The sequence below is a fragment of the Rhizobium redzepovicii genome (genome assembly GCF_019793435.1).
GTDB lineage: Bacteria > Pseudomonadota > Alphaproteobacteria > Rhizobiales > Rhizobiaceae > Rhizobium > Rhizobium redzepovicii.
This window is the reverse complement of sequence record NZ_JAILYH010000011.1, coordinates 176521-197297: the sequence shown is the minus strand read 5'-3', so window position 1 is coordinate 197297 and position 20777 is coordinate 176521. Positions and strand designations below refer to the sequence as shown.

At 61.7% G+C, this 20777-nt stretch carries 19 protein-coding genes; 11 read left to right on the top strand and 8 right to left on the bottom strand.

Annotated features, from left to right (window positions below; genetic code table 11):
• The 4 genes from K6N12_RS19225 (at window position 1) to K6N12_RS19210 (ending at window position 2769) form a co-directional block, all read left to right on the top strand.
• The gene (locus tag K6N12_RS19225) at window positions 1-822 is read left to right on the top strand and encodes an ABC transporter permease (RefSeq protein ID WP_097628194.1); all 822 of its coding nucleotides are present in this window, start codon (window positions 1-3) and stop codon (window positions 820-822) included.
• A gap of 1 nt (window position 823) precedes the next feature.
• Window positions 824-1567 carry an aspartate/glutamate racemase family protein gene (locus K6N12_RS19220; RefSeq protein WP_097628195.1) on the top strand — a complete coding sequence of 248 codons (744 nt, stop codon included), beginning with the start codon at window positions 824-826 and terminating at the stop codon, window positions 1565-1567.
• Window positions 1568-1570: 3 nt separating this feature from the next.
• Window positions 1571-2182 (top strand): flavin reductase family protein, encoded by a 612-nt coding sequence (locus K6N12_RS19215; RefSeq protein ID WP_003593270.1) that lies wholly within the window; start codon window positions 1571-1573, stop codon window positions 2180-2182.
• A gap of 89 nt (window positions 2183-2271) precedes the next feature.
• The gene (locus K6N12_RS19210) at window positions 2272-2769 is read left to right on the top strand and encodes a heme-degrading domain-containing protein (RefSeq protein WP_097628196.1); all 498 of its coding nucleotides are present in this window, start codon (window positions 2272-2274) and stop codon (window positions 2767-2769) included.
• A gap of 41 nt (window positions 2770-2810) precedes the next feature.
• Here K6N12_RS19210 and K6N12_RS19205 read toward each other — a convergent pair whose 3' ends face one another.
• Window positions 2811-4070 carry an AGE family epimerase/isomerase gene (locus K6N12_RS19205; protein ID WP_097628197.1) on the bottom strand — a complete coding sequence of 420 codons (1260 nt, stop codon included), beginning with the start codon at window positions 4068-4070 and terminating at the stop codon, window positions 2811-2813.
• A 170-nt stretch (window positions 4071-4240) separates the two neighbouring features.
• Between K6N12_RS19205 and metH the strand changes: the two genes are divergently transcribed.
• The gene (metH, locus tag K6N12_RS19200; RefSeq protein WP_097628198.1) at window positions 4241-8014 is read left to right on the top strand and encodes a methionine synthase; all 3774 of its coding nucleotides are present in this window, start codon (window positions 4241-4243) and stop codon (window positions 8012-8014) included.
• A 195-nt stretch (window positions 8015-8209) separates the two neighbouring features.
• On the top strand, window positions 8210-8443 hold the full coding sequence (locus K6N12_RS19195; RefSeq protein ID WP_097628199.1) for a type II toxin-antitoxin system Phd/YefM family antitoxin: 234 nt from the start codon (window positions 8210-8212) through the stop codon (window positions 8441-8443).
• 162 nt (window positions 8444-8605) lie between these two features.
• Here K6N12_RS19195 and K6N12_RS19190 read toward each other — a convergent pair whose 3' ends face one another.
• Together K6N12_RS19190 and K6N12_RS19185 are read right to left on the bottom strand one after the other, a co-directional pair.
• Window positions 8606-9370, bottom strand: coding sequence for a GntR family transcriptional regulator (locus K6N12_RS19190; RefSeq protein WP_097628200.1), 765 nt, complete (start codon window positions 9368-9370; stop codon window positions 8606-8608).
• Window positions 9367-10251, bottom strand: a complete 885-nt coding sequence (locus K6N12_RS19185) for a glucosamine kinase nucleotide-binding domain-containing protein (RefSeq protein ID WP_097628201.1) — start codon at window positions 10249-10251, stop codon at window positions 9367-9369. The genes K6N12_RS19190 and K6N12_RS19185 overlap by 4 nt, the downstream gene beginning before the upstream one ends.
• A gap of 531 nt (window positions 10252-10782) precedes the next feature.
• Here K6N12_RS19185 and K6N12_RS19180 point away from each other — a divergent pair.
• The 5 genes from K6N12_RS19180 (at window position 10783) to K6N12_RS19160 (ending at window position 16127) form a co-directional block, all read left to right on the top strand.
• Window positions 10783-12042: an ABC transporter substrate-binding protein gene (locus K6N12_RS19180; protein ID WP_097628202.1), complete on the top strand. Its 1260-nt coding sequence runs from the start codon at window positions 10783-10785 to the stop codon at window positions 12040-12042.
• A gap of 218 nt (window positions 12043-12260) precedes the next feature.
• Entirely contained in the window at window positions 12261-13208 is a 948-nt protein-coding gene (locus tag K6N12_RS19175) for a carbohydrate ABC transporter permease (RefSeq protein WP_097628203.1), read from the top strand.
• 9 nt (window positions 13209-13217) lie between these two features.
• Window positions 13218-14057, top strand: a complete 840-nt coding sequence (locus K6N12_RS19170; protein ID WP_097628204.1) for a carbohydrate ABC transporter permease — start codon at window positions 13218-13220, stop codon at window positions 14055-14057.
• A complete protein-coding gene (locus K6N12_RS19165) occupies window positions 14054-15115 on the top strand; it encodes a Gfo/Idh/MocA family protein (protein ID WP_097628205.1) in 1062 nt (353 codons plus the stop codon). Before K6N12_RS19170 ends, K6N12_RS19165 begins: the two co-directional genes overlap by 4 nt.
• Window positions 15116-15125: 10 nt before the next feature.
• Window positions 15126-16127 carry an ABC transporter ATP-binding protein gene (locus K6N12_RS19160; RefSeq protein ID WP_097628206.1) on the top strand — a complete coding sequence of 334 codons (1002 nt, stop codon included), beginning with the start codon at window positions 15126-15128 and terminating at the stop codon, window positions 16125-16127.
• A 121-nt stretch (window positions 16128-16248) separates the two neighbouring features.
• On the opposite strand, the gene K6N12_RS19155 is transcribed toward K6N12_RS19160, so the two are convergent.
• The 5 genes from K6N12_RS19155 to K6N12_RS19135 form a co-directional block, all read right to left on the bottom strand.
• The gene (locus tag K6N12_RS19155; protein ID WP_097628207.1) at window positions 16249-16554 is read right to left on the bottom strand and encodes an NIPSNAP family protein; all 306 of its coding nucleotides are present in this window, start codon (window positions 16552-16554) and stop codon (window positions 16249-16251) included.
• A gap of 196 nt (window positions 16555-16750) precedes the next feature.
• Window positions 16751-17812 carry an ABC transporter ATP-binding protein gene (locus K6N12_RS19150; protein WP_097628208.1) on the bottom strand — a complete coding sequence of 354 codons (1062 nt, stop codon included), beginning with the start codon at window positions 17810-17812 and terminating at the stop codon, window positions 16751-16753.
• A 12-nt stretch (window positions 17813-17824) separates the two neighbouring features.
• Window positions 17825-18613, bottom strand: coding sequence for an ABC transporter permease (locus K6N12_RS19145; RefSeq protein ID WP_003593296.1), 789 nt, complete (start codon window positions 18611-18613; stop codon window positions 17825-17827).
• Entirely contained in the window at window positions 18610-19503 is an 894-nt protein-coding gene (locus K6N12_RS19140) for an ABC transporter permease (protein WP_097628315.1), read from the bottom strand. Before K6N12_RS19140 ends, K6N12_RS19145 begins: the two co-directional genes overlap by 4 nt.
• Window positions 19504-19574: 71 nt before the next feature.
• Window positions 19575-20678 (bottom strand): ABC transporter substrate-binding protein, encoded by a 1104-nt coding sequence (locus tag K6N12_RS19135; RefSeq protein WP_012558401.1) that lies wholly within the window; start codon window positions 20676-20678, stop codon window positions 19575-19577.
• Window positions 20679-20777 lie beyond the last annotated feature (99 nt).

Below are 20777 nucleotides of genomic sequence, written 5' to 3'. Positions count from 1 at the left end.
ATGAACCACGAAAAACGCGGCCTCGAATTCTATCTGCTGGCGATCTTCTTCGCAGTCTTCGTGCTGTTCCTCTACGGTCCGCTCTCGGCGGTGCTGATCCTGTCCTTCCAGGGGCCGGACGGCGGGCTGACCTTCCCGATGAACGGCGTTTCCACCCATTGGTTCTTCAACCTGTTCGAAAAACAGGCGGTCGGCGATTTCGGCGCCTCGTTCCGGCGCTCCTTCAGCCTCGGGCTGATGGTCATGGCCGTGACCGTCACCGTGTCGCTGCTCGCCGGCCTCGCCTTCCGCCGCCGTTTCCGCGGTTCGACCGTGCTGTTCTATGCCACTGTCGCCAGCCTTGTCGTGCCGTCGATCATCGTTTCGCTCGGCATTGGCGTCGTCTTCCAGGAGGGCGGGCTGAAGCCCGCCTGGTATTCCTCGGCCTTCGGCGCGCATCTCACCTGGACGCTGCCCTTCGGCGTGCTGATCATGTTTGCCGTCTTCAACCGCTTCTCGCCGGCCTATGAAGAGGCGGCGCGCGACCTCGGCGCGTCCGCATGGCAGACCTTCCGCCATGTCGTGCTGCCGATGATCGCGCCGAGCCTGATCGGCGTCGGCCTGTTCGGCTTTACGCTATCTTATGACGAATTCGCCCGCACGTTGATGACGTCAGGCACTTACAATACGCTGCCGCTCGAAATCTACGGCATGACCACCAATGTCACGACGCCGGTGCTCTATGCGCTCGGCACGGTGACGACGCTGTTTTCCTTCACCATCATTCTCATCGCCCTCGGCATCATGACGATGCTCAGCCGGCGGCAGGCAAAGATCAACTGACATGCGCATCCTCATCGTCAATCCGAACACCACGGCCTCCATGACCGAGAAGGCGGCCACCGCTGCGCGGGCGGTGGCTGCTTCAGGCACGGAAATCATCGCCGCCACTTCGCAGATGGGGCCTGTCTCCATCGAGGGCCATTATGACGGGGCGCTGGCGATCCCCGGCCTGCTTTCCGAACTGAAGGAACGATGGGCGGCGGGTTACGACGCGGCCGTCATCGCCTGCTTTGACGATACTGGGCTCGACGCGGCGCGGAGTTTCGCCGATGTGCCGATCCTCGGGCTCTGCGAATCCGCCGTCGCGACAGCGGGTTTCCTAGCGCAACGCTTCACCGTGGTGACGACGCTGGAGCGGTCACGGGTGCTGATCGACAATCTGGTGCGCCGCTACGGCATGGGCGAGCGCGCCAAGGTGCGCGCCTCCGATATCCCGGTGCTCGAGCTTGAAGATCCGGCCTCGGGCGCAATCGGCAAGCTCAGGGCCGAGATCGAACGGGCGCTTGCCGAAGACGGCGCCGAGGCGATCGTGCTGGGCTGCGCCGGCATGACGGATCTGGCGAGGGAATTGCAGGATATCTACGGCGTGCCCGTCATCGATGGTGTCTCGGCCGCCGTCAAGCAGGCAGAGGCGCTGGTTTCGCTCGGCCTTTCCACCAGCAAGCGCGGCTCCTACGCCTCGCCGCTGCCGAAACCCTTCACCGGAGCGATGGGCGTCTTTGCGCCGGCCGGGAAGCTCGGCTGAGCCATGGCCATCTCCTTCGACTTCAAAGAGCTCAGTGAGCGCGAGCGTTACAAGCTGATGATCGGCACGATCATTCCACGGCCGATTGCGCTGGTGACGACGGTCGACGAACACGGGCGGATCAACGCAGCCCCTTTCAGCTTCTTCAACTGCCTTTCGGCCGATCCGCCGATCCTCGCGATCGGGGTCGAAAACAATGCCGACATGTCGTTCAAGGACACCGGCCACAATATTCGCATGACCGAGGTCTTCACGGTCAACATCGTCTCTTTCGCCATCGCCGAGGCGATGCATGTCTGCGGCGCTCGCTATCCCCGCGGCGTCGACGAGTTGAAGGAGGCTGGGTTGACGGCGATGCCGGGCGCGAAGGTGGCCTCGCCCTGGATCGCCGAGGCGCCGGCAGCCTTCGAATGCCGGCGGCATGTGACGCTGGAGCTCGGGCGCTCGCGGCAGATCGTCATGGGCGAGATCGTCTATGCGCATTATCAGGACGGCGTCGTGGATCCGGAACGGCTGCATGTCGATCCGGCCGCCGTCGATGCCATTGCGCGGCTCGGCGGCGATACCTGCGCCACCATCCGCGACCGCTTCGAGATGCTGACGCCGAAACTCTGAGCCCGGGGTACCTCCAAGTTTTTGCTTTACTTTTTTGCTCCCCGCAAGAATGGTCGCAGCGGATCATCACGGCAGAGGAGTGCTTAGCCATGACAGTCGAACAGGATCTCAGCCGGATCGCGGAACAGGAGAAGGCGCTGAGCTTCGACGCTTTCGATCTGACGACGGCATGGCAGCTCGGCAAGCTCCTGCAGGAACTTGCCACCGAGCGCGGCCTCGGCATCGCGATCGATGTGACCCTGCATTCGATGCCGGTCTTCTATGCCGCACTGCCTGGCGTGACGCCCGACAACGTCAACTGGGTCAGACGCAAGCGCAACATGGTGCTGCGCTATTTCCGCAGCAGCTATGCCTCCGGCCTGAAGCTCGGCAAGGACGGCAAGACGGTCGAGGATAACGGGCTTTCCGGCGCCGATTATGCGCCGCATGGCGGCAGTTTCCCGATCAACGTCAAGGGCACCGGCTGCATCGGCGCGGTCACCGTCTCCGGCCTGCCCCAGCGCGACGACCACAATCTCGCGGTCGAGGCCCTGGCGCTGATGCTGGCAAAGGATCTGGACACGCTGCGGCTCGACCCGCTGCTCTGAGCCGGCCATTTGCTGGATAGGCGGGCGCCGGTTAGTGAACCTCAGAGCCTGCCGCCGGCCTCAGTAATGCTCTTCGTCAGGCTGCCGGTTGCCGGGAAGAGCGGGATGAGGCAGGCCTGCAGGGCGTGGTAGATATCGCCCTTGCCGGGGAAGAGCGAATGGGCGGGAACGAGATCCTCCGTCAGCTCCTCATGCCAGCCGCCGTTCCGATGGTCGATGAAGGCGCGTTCGATCACATTCCAGATTTTGCGGTAGCATTCCTCGTGATAGTCGCTCGGCAGGTGCTCGTTGAGGAAATGGGCGGCGGCCGCACCCTCGCAGGCCGGCCACCAGAGCTTATTGCGCTTGGCGGGCTTGTCGTTCCAGTCGAGCGTATAGAAGAAGCCGCCCTTGTCGCTGTCCCAGCCGAGCGCCATGGATTGCTCGAAGAGGGCTTTGGCCGCATCCGGCATCCACTCGATGCGTTTGCCGCCGAGGGCCCAAAGCTGCAGGATGAGGCGGGTCCATTCCAGCCAATGGCCGGGCGTCGTGCCGGCCGGGCGGAACATTTCGTTCGGATGATAGTATTGCTTGTCGAGCTTCCATTCGGCGTCGAAGTGCTCGGCGACGCGCCAGTCGACCGAACCGGCCGCGCGCCGGATGACGAGGTCGGCGATGCTTTCGGCCTTGGTCAGGTAATCCCGGTCGCCTGATGCTTCGAAGGCGGCCATCAGCGCTTCGGTCAGGTGCATGTTGGAGTTCTGGCCGCGGTAGGCGCCGCCGTCGAGCGGCTGCCAGTCGGCGGTGAATTCCTCGGCGATAGCGCCGTGGCGCGGCTCCCAGAACTTGGTGTTCAGGACCTCGGTAATATCGGCAAGCATGCCGTCGGCCAGCGGATGGCCGATCGTCTTGGCCGATGAGGCGGCGAGCAGCACGAAAGCATGGCCATAACCCTGCTTGTTGGAATCGACCGGACCACTGTTGTCGAGCGACCAGAAATAGCCGCCATTCCTCAGGTCGCGGTGATGGTTCCAGAGATAGTCCATGCCGTGGTCGACGACGTCGGCAGCACCCGGACGGCCGAGCAGGGCGCCGATGGCAAAACAATGCACGGCGCGCGCGGCGATATGGATGCTGCGCACTTGGCCCTCGGCATCGAGCGGCGTGCCGTTATCGTCGAGATCGTAGAAGCCGCCCTTTGGGTTGACCGAATTGTGCTGGAAGAAATCGAAGAGGCCGTTTGCCTGGGCAAGCAGCCAGTCGCGGTGATAGGCGCGGCTCGTCCAGTTGCCAAGCGCGGCGTTGCCGGTTGCGGGTGCCATGATACTCCTCCGATTTGGTGGGCAATGCGTGTCAATTGCCTATATAGAGGCCGTTCAAGCCTGTCATCCGCTGAGACTTGCAAAGCACGAAATCGATAGGCATATATTGACATAAAGATATCTTTATGTGATTTGAACTGTCTGGTCTTACGACGTCAAGGAGCCCTCCCGTGTTCGATACTCTTTTTGGTCCGGAAACGGGCAAACGTGACGGCAACGAAATTTTCGCAGCGCTGCGCAAAGCCGCGAGCGAGCGCATCCTCGTCCTCGACGGCGCCATGGGCACGCAGATCCAGGGGCTGGGCTATGACGAAGACCAGTTCCGCGGCACCCGCTTTATCGGCTGCGCCTGCCACCAGAAGGGCAATAACGACCTTCTGATCCTGACCCAGCCGGATGCGATCGAAGAGATCCATTATAAATACGCCAAGGCCGGCGCCGATATTCTCGAGACCAACACCTTCTCCTCGACCCGCATCGCCCAGGCCGATTACGAGATGGAAGGGGCGGTCTACGACCTCAACAAGGAGGGTGCGGAAATCGTCCGCCGCGCGGCACAGCGTGCCGAGCGCGAGGACGGCCGCCGCCGTTTCGTCGCTGGCGCCATCGGCCCGACCAACCGCACCGCCTCGATTTCGCCCGACGTCAACAATCCCGGTTTCCGCGCCGTTACCTTCGACGATCTGCGCTCCGCCTATGGCGAGCAGATCGACGGCCTGATCGACGGCGGCGCCGACATCATCCTGATCGAGACGATCTTCGACACGCTGAACGCCAAGGCGGCGATCTTCGCCTGCGAGGAGCGCTTCGAGGCCAAGGGCGTGCGCCTGCCCGTTATGATCTCCGGCACGATCACCGACCTTTCCGGCCGCACGCTTTCCGGCCAGACGCCGTCGGCCTTCTGGAATTCGGTGCGCCACGCCAATCCCTTCACCATCGGGCTCAATTGCGCCCTCGGCGCCAATGCGATGCGCCCGCATCTGCAGGAGCTTTCGGGTGTCGCCGATACTTTCATCTGCGCCTATCCGAATGCCGGCCTGCCGAACGAATTCGGCCAGTACGACGAAACGCCGGAGCTGATGGCGGCGCAGATCGACAGCTTTGCCCGCGAAGGCCTGGTCAACATCGTCGGCGGCTGCTGCGGCTCGACGCCCGAGCATATCCGGGCGATCGCCGAGACCGTCGCCAAGTACAAGCCGCGGCCGCTTCCCGAGCATCGCCCTTTCATGTCGCTGTCGGGCCTCGAACCCTTCGAGCTGACCAAGGACATCCCCTTCGTCAATGTCGGCGAGCGCACCAACGTCACCGGCTCGGCGAAGTTCCGCAAGCTGATCACCAATGCCGACTACACGGCAGCGCTCGACGTCGCACGCGACCAGGTCGAGAACGGCGCGCAGGTGATCGACATCAACATGGATGAGGGCCTGATCGATTCCGAAAAGGCGATGGTCGAGTTCCTCAACCTGATCGCCGCCGAGCCCGATATCGCCCGTGTGCCCGTGATGATCGACAGTTCGAAATTCTCGATCATCGAATCCGGCCTGAAGCGCGTCCAGGGCAAGCCGATCGTCAACTCGATCTCGCTGAAGGAAGGCGAGGAGAATTTTCTCGCCCAGGCGCGGCTGTTGCACAATTACGGTGCCGCCGTCGTCGTCATGGCCTTCGACGAGACGGGGCAGGCCGACAGCTATGAGCGCAAGGTGGAAATCTGCACCCGCGCTTACAAGCTTCTGACAGAGAAGATCGGCTTCCCGCCCGAGGATATCATCTTCGACCCGAACATTTTCGCGGTCGCGACCGGCATCGAAGAACACAATAATTACGGCGTCGATTTCATCGAGGCGACCCGAACGATCCGCGAGCGCATGCCGCTCGTCCATATCTCCGGCGGCGTCTCCAACCTGTCCTTCTCGTTCCGCGGCAACGAGCCGGTGCGCGAGGCGATGCACGCCGTGTTTCTCTACCACGCCATCCAGGCGGGTATGGACATGGGCATCGTCAATGCCGGCCAGCTCGCCGTCTACGACAATATCGATCCGGAGCTGCGCGAGGCCTGCGAAGACGTGGTGCTGAACCGCCGCCCCGACGGCACCGAGCGGCTGCTCGAAGTCGCCGAGCGTTTCCGCGGCGCCGGCGCCAGGGAAGGCCGGGTCCAGGATCTTTCCTGGCGCGAATGGAGCGTTGAGAAGCGTCTCGAACATGCGCTGGTCAACGGCATCACCGAATATATCGAAGCCGATACCGAGGAGGCGCGCCAGCAGGCGGCCCGGCCGCTGCACGTCATCGAAGGGCCGCTGATGGCCGGCATGAACGTCGTCGGCGATCTGTTTGGCTCGGGCAAGATGTTCCTGCCGCAGGTGGTCAAGTCGGCGCGTGTCATGAAGCAGGCGGTCGCCGTGCTGCTGCCCTACATGGAAGAGGAAAAGCGCCTGAACGGCGGCGAAGAACGTCGCTCGGCCGGCAAGATCCTGATGGCGACGGTCAAGGGCGACGTGCACGATATCGGCAAGAACATCGTCGGCGTCGTGCTGGCCTGCAACAATTACGAGATCGTCGACCTCGGCGTCATGGTGCCGGCGACAAAGATCCTCGAGACGGCAATTGCCGAAAAGGTCGACGTCATCGGCCTCTCCGGCCTGATCACGCCGTCGCTCGACGAGATGGTGCATGTCGCGGCCGAGATGGAGCGGCAGGGTTTTGAGATCCCGCTTTTGATCGGTGGGGCGACGACCAGCCGTGTGCATACGGCGGTGAAGATCCATCCCGGCTACAACAAGGGGCAGGCGATCTACGTCACCGATGCGAGCCGTGCCGTCGGCGTCGTCTCGGCGCTGCTGTCGCCGGAGACGCGCCAGGGCTATGTCGACGATACAAGGGCCGAATATGCCAAGGTGGCGGCCGCCCATGCGCGCAGCGAGGCAGAGAAAGTGCGCCTGCCATTGCCGCGGGCCCGCGACAATGCGCATAAGGTCGACTGGTCCGGCTACCAGCCGACGAAGCCGCAATTCTTCGGCACGCGGGTATTCGAGGATTACGATCTGGCCGAGCTTGCGCGGTATATTGACTGGACGCCGTTCTTCCAGACCTGGGAACTGCGCGGCCGTTACCCCGCCATTCTCGAGGACGAGAAGCAGGGCGAAGCGGCGCGTGCGCTCTGGGCTGATGCGCAGTCGATGCTCAAGAAGATCATCGACGAAAAGTGGTTCCGCCCGCGCGCCGTCATCGGCTTCTGGCCGGCTGGCGCCGTCGGCGACGACATTCGGCTGTTCACCGATGAAAGCCGCAGCAAGGAGCTTGCCACCTTCTACACCTTGCGCCAGCAGCTTTCGAAGCGCGATGGGCGGGCGAACGTGGCGCTCTCCGATTTCGTGGCACCTGTCACAAGCGGCGTGCAGGATTATGTCGGCGGCTTCGTGGTGACGGCGGGCATCGAGGAAATCGCCATCGCCGAGCGCTTCGAGCGTGCGAACGACGACTATTCCTCGATCCTCGTCAAGGCGCTGGCCGACCGCTTCGCCGAGGCCTTTGCCGAGCGCATGCACGAGCAGGTGCGGCGCGAATATTGGGGCTATGCAAAAGACGAGACGCTCAGCAATGAGGATCTGATCACCGAAGCCTATGCCGGCATCCGGCCTGCGCCGGGTTATCCCGCCCAGCCCGACCACACCGAAAAGGCAACGCTCTTCAGGCTGCTCGACGCGGAAAAGGCTGCCGGTGTTAAGCTGACGGAGAGTTATGCGATGTGGCCGGGCTCATCGGTCTCGGGTCTCTATATCGGCCACCCCGACTCCTATTACTTCGGCGTCGCCAAGGTGGAGCGCGATCAGGTGGAAGACTATGCCAAGCGCAAGGGCATGGAGGTTTCCGAAGTCGAACGCTGGCTCGGGCCGGTGCTAAACTACGTGCCGCGCAAGACCAGCGAGGAGATCGAAGACGCCGCCTGATTTGCTGAGTCTTCGCAGCCGCTTGAGGCGGCGCGCTCAGGAACTGATTCAATGAATGAAAGCCGGGAAGTGATTCACTTTCCGGCTCTATGATTTTGATATGGTTCAATAATGATCCGCGTTCTAGCTTTTCGAATTCGATAGCCGAATTGATGTTGTAATGGCATTCTCTGCCAAGCAGCGAATGGGGCCGCGATGCAAGTTACTATCCATGCCGCGAAGGCCAATCTATCGAAATTGATCGACGCCGCGCTTTCCGGTGAAGAAGTGGTGATCGCTAGGGGACGCAAGCCTGTCGTGAAGATCATGCCGATTGTGCAATCTTCCTTCAAGATCGGCCTGCTCAAGGGGCTGGTTGCTGGAAATGGGCCTGACTTTTTCGCGCCCATGGATGAGGGCGACCTTGCGGCCTGGGAAGGGGGCGAGTGAATTCCCTTCTACTCGATACCCATGCCTGGGCATGGGCGCTGACTGGCGATAAACGGCTGTCGCCGCCACTGCCATGCTGAATGGGATACCGATCACTTCCGCCGATGCGATCTTCGATCAACTCGCCGGAAATGAGCGCTGGATTACTCGCTTCTGGTAGGCTCAGGTAACCCCGATCGTCAGCTCGGCGACGAAATCATAGGCGTCGCCGCGATAGAGCGAGCGGGTGAATTCCACGGCGCGGCCGGAGCCGAGATAGGAGATGCGCTCGATCGACAGGCCGGCGGCACCGACGGAGACACCGAGAATCTGGGCGTCGGCTTCCTTCATGTTGGTCGCCGAGATGCGCTGCACGGCCCGCACCGGGCGGACCTGGAGTCGTTCGAGTTCGGCATAGAGCGAATTGGTGACGGCGGCGGGATCGGGGAGAAACTCGCCGGAGACGCTGGCATTTTCGATTGCCAGCGGCTGGTCGTCGGCGATGCGCAGGCGGGAGAGGCGCGAAACCTTCACGTCGGTGCCGAGGCCGAGAATCATCATCTCGTCGGGCGAGGGGGTGTGGATGCCCTTGTGCAGCCATTCGGAACGGGAGGACATGCCGCGGCGCGCCATGTCCTCGGTGAAGGAGGTAAGCTGCGACAGGCGCTGCTCGACCCTTGAGACGGGTTTGGCGACGAAGGTGCCGGAACCATGGCGGCGCACCAGCAGACCGTCGGCGACGAGTTCGTCGATCGCCTTGCGCACGGTGACGCGGCTGACGGCGGCGAATTCCGCGATGTCGCGTTCCGGCGGCAGCGCATCGCCGTGACCGAGCGTACCGGTGCGCACGGCCTCTTCCAGCGTACGGCGCAGCTTGACGTAGAGCGGGCCGGTGCCGGCCGCCTGCAGACGCTCCAGGGACAGGAGGGTGGCCAGGTCGTCGGTCATGCCGCACCTCTCTGTTCGTCGTGCAGGAGCTTGACGGCAAGTTCGACCGCACCCTGCAGGGCATCGCCCTTCGGCCTGGCAAGCCGTGCCTTGTAGCGTTCGGAAAGCCACGGCTCATAGGCTCCTGCAAGGCCGCCGAGCAGGCAGATCGACGGGCATTCAGGCCAGAGCAGCGCTTCGAGGCTTTCGCCGATTGCCGTTGCCGCGTCCGTGATGATGCCGACCGCGACGGCATCGCCCTTAGCCGCATGTTCGAAGACCACAGGTGCATAGCGGGCAAAATCCATCGGTCTTGCCGAATGCGCGAACTCGACGATGCGCTCAGGATCGCTGCCGTATTCGGCCATGATCGCTTCGGTCATGGGAGACGACGGGCGCACGCCGTCATGGGCGAGCAGCGATCGCTCCATCAGGTCGCGGCCGAGGCGGGCGCCGCTTGCCTGGTCGCCGACGATGAAGCCCCAACCGCCGATGCCGTTCAGCCGGCCGTTCCTGCGGGCATTATAGACCGAGCCGGTGCCGAAGGCCCCGACGATGCCGTCGCCATCGCCGAGCGCGCCCTGTAGGGCAATTAGCGCATCGGTGACGACGCGGCCTTCGGCAAAGGGCAGGGCCTTTTTTATTCGCTGCCCGTAATCCGTGACATTGGCGCCGGCGACGCCGACGACTGATGCAACAGAGGCGATGGTTTCAGCCGCAAGTCCTGCATCTATCAGCGCCTGCCGGGCGGATTCGACAATGTTGAGAAGAGAATTTTCCAAATCGGACAGGATATTGGCCGGGCCTGCTTTGCCGCGGCCGATGACATTGCCGTGTCTGTCCGCGACCGCGGCTCGGCAGCTCGTTCCACCGCCGTCTATGCCGATTGCAAGCTCCGTCATCGGGCCTCCGAATACGCCGTTCCCTATGTTTTTTATTACAATACCAAAAAAATACCATTTACCAAGTGGGAATGATAGAGAAAATTCGTCTTTTTATCATGTTGATTTTATTTGATAAAATTTTTTAATGAATTTTTTGGGGCAGAAAAGTTAAATTCGGCTGGACAATTGGTATTTTTTTGGACTTAATTCGGCAAAAGGGAACAGCACATCGAAGCCCGCGAAAACCGGCGGCAAAGCCAAGCCGGAACCGCTTCGAGGATGATCGAGAGAACGACCCACCGCTTGTCAGACTGGTGGCGAAGTTCGGTATCCATCGGCTTTTCCCGATCAATTTTGCCGCGCCCGATGCAGGTCACGGGGCAGCGCGCAGTCCGGCCGCAAGCGATCCGCCTTTGCGTCCGTCGAGCTTTCGGGGCCGGCAGGTGCTGGCGGCCCTCCAAGAGGCGTTGGGTGTTTCCTCAAGCACACCAATTGCTTGTTTCAGATCGAAAACAGCGCCTTGCGGCGCTCAAAACACAGGAGAGGGAAATGAAAAACACTGCTCTGAAAAGCTTTCTGCTTGCCTCCAGCCTGCTGACTTCGGCAGGTCTCGTCCATGCCGCCGACGTCACGCTGACAGTCGAAAGCTGGCGTAACGACGACCTGCAGATCTGGCAGGAGAAGATCATTCCGGCCTTCGAAGCGAAGAACCCGGGCATCAAGATCGTCTTCTCGCCGACCGCGCCGACCGAATACAATGCCTCGCTGAACGCCAAGCTCGATGCCGGCTCCGCAGGGGACATCATCACCTGCCGCCCGTTCGACGCTTCGCTGGAACTCTTCAACAAGAAGCAGCTCGTCGACATTACCAGCCTGCCGGGCATGGAGAACTTCTCAGCCGTCGCCAAGGCGGCTTGGACCACCGACGACGGCAAGTCGACCTTCTGCGTGCCGATGGCTTCGGTCATCCACGGCTTCATCTACAACAAAGATGCCTTCGACAAGCTCGGCATCTCCGTGCCGAAGACGCAGGACGAGTTCTATGCAGCCCTCGACAAGATCAAGGCCGACGGTACCTACATCCCGCTCGCCATGGGCACGAAGGATCTCTGGGAAGCCGCGACTATGGGCTACCAGAACATCGGCCCGAACTACTGGAAGGGTGAAGAGGGCCGCGAAGCGCTTATCGCCGGCAAGCAGAAGCTGACGGACGCCGACTGGGTCAAGCCCTACGAAGAGCTTGCCAAGTGGAAGCCCTATCTCGGGGACGGCTTCGAAGCCCAGACCTACTCGGACAGCCAGAACCTCTTCACGCTTGGCCGCGCCGCGATCTATCCGGCCGGTTCCTGGGAAATCGCGCTGTTCAACACGCAGGCCCAGTTCAAGATGGGCGCGTTCCCGCCGCCGGTTCCGAAGGCCGGTGACACCGGCTACATCTCCGACCATCCCGATATCGGCGTTGCCCTAAACGCGAAGAGCACGCATGCCGAGGAAGCCAAGAAATTCCTCAGCTGGGTCGCATCGCCCGAGTTCGCCGATATCTACGCCAACGCGCTGCCGGGCTTCTTCAGCCTGAACTCCAACCCGGTCAAGATGTCCGATCCACTCGCTCAGGAATTCGTGTCCTGGCGCGGTCCGTACAAGTCGACCGTGCGCTCGACCTACCAGATCCTGTCACGCGGCACGCCGAACCTTGAAAACGAGACCTGGGTCGAGTCCGCCAACGTGATCAACGGCACCGATACGCCGAAGGTCGCTGCCGAAAAGCTCCAGAAGGGCCTCGACAGCTGGTACAAGCCGGCCAAGTGACGTGGCGGGGGGCCGCGTTTGCGGCCCCTCATCCGGCCTGCCGGCCACCTTCTCCCCGCGCGCGGGGAGAAGCAGACTCGCAGCGACCTCTCAGCCCGATTTCGCATCCCAGCAGGGTATTGCCTCTCTCCCCCGTCGGCAGAGAGTTCGGGTGAGGCGCAACATCTTCCATCTGCGCCCGCAGGATTGCGGCCAGTCGACGAGAACAGGCAAACGCCATGAGCCAAACCGACAACGCGATCGATATCGTCCCGATCAAGCGCCCGGTGCGCTGGCACATCTTCGTCTTCATGCTGCCCGCGGTGATCGTCTATTCCGCCGTCATGGTGCTGCCGCTCATCGAAACGCTTAGGCTTTCGCTCTACAATATCGTCGACGGTCAGCCGGCCTTCGTCGGACTTGCGAATTTCAGGGTGTTGTTCGGCGATCCGCGCTGGGCGCATGACTTCTGGAACGCGCTGGTCAACAACCTGATCTTCTTCGCTATCCACATGTGCGTGCAGAACCCGATCGGCGTGGCGCTTGCCGCCCTGCTTTCGGTGCCGAAGCTGCGCGGTGTCGCCTTTTACCGCACGGCGATCTTCCTGCCGACGCTGCTCTCTTTCGTCATCGTCGGTTTCATCTGGAAGCTGATCCTGTCGCCGATCTGGGGCGTGGCGCCCTGGATGCTCGATCTCATCGGCTTGAAATTCCTGTTTGCGCCCTGGCTCGGCAAGCCCGGCTCGGCGCTGATCGCAGTGTCGCTGATCTCCAACTGGCAGTATATCGGCATTCCGATGATGCTGATTTATGCCGCGTTGCTCAGCATCCCCGAAGAGGTGATCGAGGCGGCCGAATGCGACGGCATCACTGGCTGGGCGCAATTCTGGAAGATCAAGCTGCCGCTGATCCTGCCGGCAATCGGCATCATCTCGATCCTGACCTTCGTCGGCAATTTCAATGCCTTCGACCTGATCTACACGGTGCAAGGGGCGCTCGCCGGACCTGATATGTCGACCGATATTCTCGGTACGCTGCTCTACCGCACCTTCTTCGGTTTCCAGCTTCAGCTCGGCGACCGCTCGATGGGCGCGACGATCGCCACGGTGATGTTCCTCATCATCCTCGCCGGCGTCTCGCTCTATCTCTTCGTCATCCAGCGGCGCATGCGTCGCTACCAGTTCTGAGGAGCGCGCATGTCCAAGGCACGCACATCTCCGATCCGCACCGGCCTCGTGCATCTGGCGCTTGGCGCCTATACACTGGTCGCGCTGTTTCCGGTTTTCCTGACGGTGGTCAACTCGTTCAAGGATCGCGCCTCGATCTTCCGCGAGCCGCTGATGGTGCCGACGCCGTCGACATTCAGTCTGGTCGGTTATCAGACGGTGCTCGGTCAGGGCGATTTCGCCACCTATTTCCAGAACAGCTTCGTCGTGACGATCGTCTCGATCCTGCTGGTACTGCTCTTCGGCGCCATGGCGGCCTTCGCGCTTTCGGAATATCGCTTCCGCGGCAACACGCTGCTCGGGCTCTATATGGCGATCGGCATCATGATCCCGATCCGCCTCGGCACGGTGGCAATCCTGCAGGGCATGGTGGCGGCAGGCCTCGTCAATACGTTGACGGCGCTGGTCCTCGTCTACACCGCGCAGGGCATACCGCTGGCGATCTTCATCCTGTCGGAATTCATGCGCACGGTCTCGGATGATCTCAAGAATGCCGGGCGCATCGACGGGCTTTCCGAATATGCGATCTTCTTCCGCCTGGTGCTGCCGCTGGTTCGGCCGGCCATGGCGACCGTCGCCGTCTTCACGATGATCCCGATCTGGAACGATCTCTGGTTCCCGCTGATCCTGGCGCCCTCCGAGGCCACGAAAACGGTAACGCTCGGCTCGCAGATCTTCATCGGCCAGTTCGTCACCAACTGGAACGCGGTGCTGGCGGCGCTGTCGCTGGCGATCCTGCCGATCCTCGTTCTCTACGTCATCTTCTCGCGGCAGCTGATCCGCGGCATTACGTCAGGAGCCGTCAAGTGAGCCACGAGAAACCCATCCGCGTCCTCGTTGCCGGCCTCGGCAACATGGGCCGCAGCCATGCGCTCGCCTATCACAACAATCCAGGCTTCGAGATCGTCGGTCTCGTCAACCGCTCGACGCCGAAGCTGGAGCCCGAGCTGCAGGCCTATACGATCCATCCCGATTTCGCGACGGCGCTCGCCGAGCTGAAGCCGGACCTCTGCTCGATCAACACCTATTCCGACAGCCATGCCGATTATGCCGTCGCCGCTTTCGAGGCCGGCTGCGACGTCTTCGTCGAGAAGCCGCTGGCGACCACCGTCGCCGACGCTGAGAGGGTCGTCGCTGCCGCGAAGAAGGCCGGGCGCAAGCTGGTGATCGGCTATATCCTTCGCCATCACCCCTCATGGACGAAGCTGATCGAGGAAGCGCGCAAGCTCGGCCCGCCTTACGTCTTCCGCATGAACCTCAACCAGCAGTCCAGCGGCCCGACCTGGGCGACGCACAAGTCTCTGATGCAAACCACGTCGCCGATCGTCGATTGCGGCGTGCATTATGTCGACGTCATGTGTCAGATCACCGACGCAAGGGCAGTCGAGGTGCGCGGCATGGGGCTGCGGCTGTCCGACGAGATCGCCGCCGACATGTATAATTACGGTCAGTTGCAGGTGCTCTTCGAGGATGGTTCGGTTGGCTGGTACGAGGCCGGCTGGGGACCGATGATCTCGGAGACCGCCTTCTTCGTGAAGGATGTGATGTCGCCGAAGGGTGCGGTGTCGATCGTCATGGATCCGAACGCCAAGTCCGACGATATCGACACGCACACCAAGACTTCCGTGATCCGTCTGCATACGGCCGAAACCGGGCCGGACGGCAAGTTCATCCGGCCCGACCAGGACATGAGGATGACGGGCGAGCCCGGTCATCAGGCGCTCTGCGACTTGGAACAGGCCTTCATGCTGAGGGCGATCCGCGAGGATCTGAACCTCGATCGCCATATGGCCGATGCGGTGGCGTCGCTGCGCATCTGCCTTGCCGCCGACGAGAGCGTGCGCACCGGCCAGCCGGTCAGATTGTAAGGAAAAATCAGTGGGATCACTTCAACTCAAATCCATCCGCAAGACCTATGGCACGCATGAGGTGCTGAAGGGCATCGACCTCGAGGTTGAGGACGGCGAATTCGTCATCTTCGTCGGCCCCTCAGGCTGCGGAAAATCGACGCTGTTGCGCAGCATTGCCGGCCTTGAGGACGTCACCTCGGGCGCCGTCGTCATCAACGGACGCGACGAGACGCTGACGCCGCCGGCCAAGCGCGGCATTGCCATGGTGTTCCAGTCCTATGCGCTCTATCCGCACTTGACGGTCAAGGACAACATGGGCCTCGGCCTCAAGCAGGCGGGCACGCCCAAGGACGAGATCGATAGCCGAGTGGGCAAGGCATCGGGCATGCTGTCGCTCGCCCCCTATCTGGCGCGGCGGCCGGCCGAACTCTCGGGCGGTCAGCGCCAGCGCGTCGCGATCGGCCGCGCCATTGTGCGCGAACCGGAACTCTTCCTGTTCGACGAGCCGCTGTCGAACCTCGACGCAGCGCTGCGCGTTCAGACCCGCCTTGAAATCGCTCGGCTGCACCGCAGCCTGAAGGCGACGATGATCTACGTAACCCATGACCAGGTCGAGGCGATGACGCTTGCCGACAAGATCGTCGTGCTGAATGCCGGCGCGATCGAGCAGATCGGCTCGCCGATGGAACTCTACAATCGTCCGGCGAACGTCTTCGTTGCCGGATTCATCGGCTCGCCGCAGATGAATTTCATCGCGGCCGAAAAGGTCGGGGATCACAGTGCCAAGACGATCGGCGTGCGTCCCGAACATATGACATTATCGCGCGAGCAGGGGAGTTGGGCAGCGAAGGTCGTGCACGTCGAGCATCTCGGCGCCGATACAATCATCTATCTGGAATCCGATCAGTGCGGCCTGCTGACGGCGCGTCTGTTCGGCGAACATCAGTACGAGCCCGACGAGACCGTCTATGCGACGCCGGATCAGGCGCGTGTGCACCGCTTCGATGTGGACGACCAGGCAATCCGCTGAGCGTATGACAAGCGCAAGCCCTGCGGCCTTGAACTGACTGACCCCCGAAGGTTGATGTCCAACTTTCGGGGGTCAATTCACCTGCGGGGTTTTAATATGCAGCGGCCGTCCGCCGGTTCGATCAGTTGAGCACCGGCCGCATGAAGCTACGTTCATAGCTGACGATACTGCGGTTGCGCTTGTCGAGTTCGAAAGCGGCCTGACATTCCGGATCGCTTGCCATGCGGGTTCGATAGTCCTCGTAGGCGGCAAGGCTCGGGAAGGAAAACAATGCAACGGCAATGTTGTTGGCGCCTTCGGATGGCAGGAAATAACCGTGATGGGTGCCGCCCATCCTGTTGACGATCGGAATCCAGAGCCGGGCATATTCCTCGAATTCGGCGAGCTTGTACGGATCGATCACATAACGCAGGTGGCAAGTAATCATTGAAAATATCCCGTCGCTTGAAACGCCGGGCGAAGAGCTGTCCCGGCTCATTTGGTTTGGGCAACTTCTGGCACCGAGTTGGGAGAGTTCAAGTGCTTTGTGGTGATGGCTGCATCACGCTTGGTGACAGTTCGGCCAACCGACCTGAAAAAGGCGCCGTTTTGCGGCGCCTTTTGCGTCAGCGGTATTGTCAAACTCAGTCGCGGATGACCAGCAGATCGGCCGCCATGAAGCGCAGCGTCACCGTTTCGCCGGCCTGCGGCGGGGTGACGCCGGGGCTGTTGAACATGTCAAAGGAAATGACGTTGCCGCCGACATTCATGCGGGTGCGGATGACCGACCCCAGGAAGTGGGCCGAGACGACCTGGCCGGTGAGCGCGGTATCGCTTCTGACGGTGTCGGAGAGCGAGCCCGCTTCCGGGCGCAGCGCCAGCGAGATGGTTTCGCCGGCCTTGTGGGCTGCGACCGACTGCTTCAGCGTGATGGCCTGATCGCCGATCTGGATGCGGTTGGCGTCGGGATCGACGACCTTGGCCTCGATGAGGTTCAGCGTCCCAACGAAGGAGGCGACAAAGCGCGTTGCCGGCGTATTATAGATCTCGAAGGGCGAACCGATCTGGTCGGCCTTGCCGGCGTTCATGACGACGATGCGGTCGGAGATCGACAGCGCCTCTTCCTGGTCATGGGTAACGAAAACCGTGGTGATGCCGAGCTGCTGCTGGATCTGGCGGATTTCCTCGCGCAGCGACACGCGGATCTTGGCGTCGAGTGCGGAGAGCGGCTCGTCGAGCAGCAACACCTGCGGCTTGACGGCAAGCGCACGGGCAAGAGCGACTCGCTGCTGCTGGCCCCCCGACAATTGGTAGGGGAAGCGGTCGGCGAGGTGGTCGAGCTTGATCAGGCCGAGCATTTCCTTGACGCGGGCATCAATTTCAGGCTTGGGGGCGCCGGCGACCTTCAGGCCGAAGGCGACATTGTCGTGCACCGTCATGTTCGGGAACAGCGCATAGGCCTGGAAGACCATGCCGATATTGCGCTGGTTCGGCTTCAGCGCGCTCTGGTCCTTGCCGTTGATGGTCAGCGTGCCGCCGGTCGGCGTTTCGAAGCCGGCGATCATGCGCAGAACGGTCGTCTTGCCGCAGCCTGACGGTCCGAGGAAGGAGACGAATTCGCCCTTCTCGATGTTCATGTTGAAGTTCTTGACGACCTGGACCGGGCCGAAGGATTTCTGAATGTTGGTCAGCGTGAGAAAAGACATGAGCCGATTACCTTAAGCCTTTGCCGGACGGGCTTTGCCGAAGCGGGAAACGAGGTTGAGCAGGCCCATGCTGAGCCATGTGATCGAGAAGGCGATGACGGCCAGTGCTGAAGGCTCATAGGCCTTGTTGGCGCCGACAAGCTGCAGGTAGGGGCCGAAGGCCGGGCGGTTGAGCAGGGCAGCGAAGGTGAATTCGCCCATGACGATCGCCAGCGTGATGAAGGCACCCGACAGCACGCCGCTCATGACGTTGGGAAAAATGCACCTGAACATGATGGTCGTCCAGCGCGCGCCGAGGCTTTCGGCTGCTTCCGTCAGGGTGCGGACGTCGATGGCGCGCATGGCGGTGTCGACGGCGCGGTACATGTAGGGCAGGGACAGCGTGATGTAGGAGAAGACCAGCAGTATGTTGGTGCCGGTCGTCGAACCCGTCAGCGGCAGATAGGACGACGAGTTGTACATCCTGAGATAACCGAAGACGATGACGATTGCCGGAATGACGAGCGGCAGCAGCGTGATGAATTCGACGACCGGGCGCATCTGCGGCAGCCGCAGCCGCACCCAGTAGGCCGTCGGCACGACGAGCAGCATGCCGAAGACGATGGTCAGAAGCGCCATCATCATGGAGTAGCCGAAGGTCTCGCGGAACTGGGCGTCCGAGAAGACCGACTGATAGGCATCGAGACTGTATTCACCGCGGCGCATTCGCAGCGAAAATTCAATGGTGCCGATTAGCGGAATGATGAAATAGGACGCGCCCAGGATGATGGCGATCCAGGCTCCGAGACGTTGCGCTTTCATTTCTGCCACCGTTCGGCGCGCATGCGCAGCATGAGGTACAGGACGTTGGATACGCCGGTGATCACGATCATGCCGAGCGCGATTGCGTAACCGAGGTTGGCATTGTGCAGAACGTCGCCGCGGATCTGCGCGTAGAGCAGGATCGGCACGATGTTCAGCGAACTGCCGGTCAGCGCGAAGGCGGTGGCTATGGCGCCGAAGGCGTTGGCAAAGAGCAGCAGTGTCGTGCCGAGCAGGCTCGGCCAGAGGATCGGCATCGCGACCATCGTCCAGTACTGACGGTTGGTGGCGCCGAGGATCTGCGAGGCTTCACGCCATTCCTTCTTCATGCCGTCGAGCGCAGGCGTCAGGATCAGCACCATCAGCGGGATCTGGAAATACATATAGGTGATGGTGAGGCCGAAGAAGGACAGCAGGTTGAAGCCGGTGCTGTAAAGGTTGAAGTCGAACCATTCCCGCAGGAAGACCGTCACGAGGCCGGTGCGGCCGAGCGTTGCCAGAAAGGCGAAGGCGAGCGGCACGCCGGCGAAATTGGAGGCGACGCCGGAGAAGGTCAGAAGCGTCGAGCGCACCGAGTTCGGCAGGCCGCCGAGCACGACGGCCCAGGCGAGGAAAAAGCCGATCAACGCGCCGCCCAGAGCCGAGGCGACCGAGACGCGGATACTGATCCAATAAGCGCTCATGATCGATGGCGTAAAAAGATCGCCGATATTCTTCAGCGTAAAACTACCCTCGGGTGTCAGGAACGCGCCCGCCACGAGATAAAGCGTGGGGATGATCAGAAACAGCAGCGAGAAGATAATGAAGGGTGCAATGCCCAGCCAGTCGATCACGCGATCTCTGTTGATCAAGGGGGCGCTGCTGACCATAGGCGTTGAGACGGTGCTCATGGAAAAGCTCATCCTGGGGCGTCGGAGTGAGAAAACCTCCCCGCCGTTGGGCGGGGAGGCAGGATCAGGGGTTACTTGACGCTGGCGCCGACCACGGAATCCCAGTTCTTGGTGATGGTTTCCTTGCCGGCCGCCTGCTCTTCGAGCGTCGGGAAAACAGCCTTTTCATAGGCTGCTGCCGGCGGCAGCTTGTCGAGCAGGTCCTTCGGGATCTTGTTGTTCTTGGCAAGATCGTTGAAGCGGATCGGGTGGCAATATCCCTTCAGCCAGCCAAGCTGACCTTCGTCGGAATAGAGGTATTCCATCCAGAGCTTGGCAGCGTTCGGGTGCGGAGCGAAGGCCGAAATCGCCTGGACGTAGACACCGGCAACGACGCCCGTCTTCGGAACGACAACCTCGAACGGAGGATTGCCCTTGAGGCTCTGGCCCCAGGACAGGGCGTTGTAGTCCCAGGCGACGATGATGGGCGTCGAGCCCTGAGCGAAGGGAGCCGCCTTGCCGACGACGGGCACGAAGTTGCCAGCCTTGTTGAGTTCGGCGAAGAACTTCAGGCCTTCTTCGCCTGCCTTGGCCGCGTCACCGCCGGATGCGGAAAGACCAGCAGCATAGACGCCCTGGACAGCCTGGTTGGCGCTGCGCGGATCACCTGCAAGCGCGACCGTGTTTGCGTAGTCGCTCTTCTTCAGGTCGGTCCAGTCGGCCGGCGATTCCTTGACGAGGTCCTTGTTCACGAGGAACGAGAGAACGCCGTAATAGTCGCCGTACCAGAAGCCTTCGGCATCCTTGGCCGTGTCCGGGATCGAATCCCAGGTGGAAACCTTGTAAGGCTGGATCAGACCGTCCTTCTTGGCGGACGGACCGAAGGAGAGGCCGACGTCGATGACGTCAGGAGCCTGCGGACCGGTGTTGCCCTTGTTGGCCTTGATGGCTTCGACTTCGTCGCCCGAACCTGCGTCCGGGTTCAGTTCGTTGACTTCGAGGCCATACTTGGCCTTGAAGCCCGCAATGACGTCGCCGTAGCCGCACCAGTCGTGCGGAAGAGCGATCGTGGTCAGGGTGCCTTCCTTCTTGGCGGCGGCGATAAGTTCAGCGCTCGGCTCGGCGGCGGCAATCGCGGTCGAAGCCACGATCATCGCAGTAGAGAGCGACAGAAGTCGAGAAATGTTAGAGATCACTGTTGTTCTCCTTCGGGTTTTCAGTGTCTGGCGATGCTGTTAATCAGCTTACATGAAGCTTGTGTGACGGGTGGATGACGTTAATTTTGCTATGAATAG

Excerpts from the sequence above, each read along its gene's own strand:
- K6N12_RS19155 (WP_097628207.1), bottom strand. The coding sequence starts at position 16,554 with ATGATTACTTGCCACCTGCGTTATGTGATCGATCCGTACAAGCTCGCC.
- K6N12_RS19205 (WP_097628197.1), bottom strand. The coding sequence starts at position 4,070 with ATGGCACCCGCAACCGGCAACGCCGCGCTTGGCAACTGGACGAGCCGC.
- K6N12_RS19145 (WP_003593296.1), bottom strand. The coding sequence starts at position 18,613 with ATGAAAGCGCAACGTCTCGGAGCCTGGATCGCCATCATCCTGGGCGCG.
- K6N12_RS19150 (WP_097628208.1), bottom strand. The coding sequence starts at position 17,812 with ATGTCTTTTCTCACGCTGACCAACATTCAGAAATCCTTCGGCCCGGTC.
- K6N12_RS19210 (WP_097628196.1), top strand. The coding sequence starts at position 2,272 with ATGACAGTCGAACAGGATCTCAGCCGGATCGCGGAACAGGAGAAGGCG.
- K6N12_RS19175 (WP_097628203.1), top strand. The coding sequence starts at position 12,261 with ATGAGCCAAACCGACAACGCGATCGATATCGTCCCGATCAAGCGCCCG.
- K6N12_RS19180 (WP_097628202.1), top strand. The coding sequence starts at position 10,783 with ATGAAAAACACTGCTCTGAAAAGCTTTCTGCTTGCCTCCAGCCTGCTG.
- K6N12_RS19215 (WP_003593270.1), top strand. The coding sequence starts at position 1,571 with ATGGCCATCTCCTTCGACTTCAAAGAGCTCAGTGAGCGCGAGCGTTAC.
- K6N12_RS19195 (WP_097628199.1), top strand. The coding sequence starts at position 8,210 with ATGCAAGTTACTATCCATGCCGCGAAGGCCAATCTATCGAAATTGATC.
- K6N12_RS19190 (WP_097628200.1), bottom strand. The coding sequence starts at position 9,370 with ATGACCGACGACCTGGCCACCCTCCTGTCCCTGGAGCGTCTGCAGGCG.
- K6N12_RS19140 (WP_097628315.1), bottom strand. The coding sequence starts at position 19,503 with ATGAGCACCGTCTCAACGCCTATGGTCAGCAGCGCCCCCTTGATCAAC.
- K6N12_RS19185 (WP_097628201.1), bottom strand. The coding sequence starts at position 10,251 with ATGACGGAGCTTGCAATCGGCATAGACGGCGGTGGAACGAGCTGCCGA.
- K6N12_RS19225 (WP_097628194.1), top strand. The coding sequence starts at position 1 with ATGAACCACGAAAAACGCGGCCTCGAATTCTATCTGCTGGCGATCTTC.
- K6N12_RS19170 (WP_097628204.1), top strand. The coding sequence starts at position 13,218 with ATGTCCAAGGCACGCACATCTCCGATCCGCACCGGCCTCGTGCATCTG.
- K6N12_RS19220 (WP_097628195.1), top strand. The coding sequence starts at position 824 with ATGCGCATCCTCATCGTCAATCCGAACACCACGGCCTCCATGACCGAG.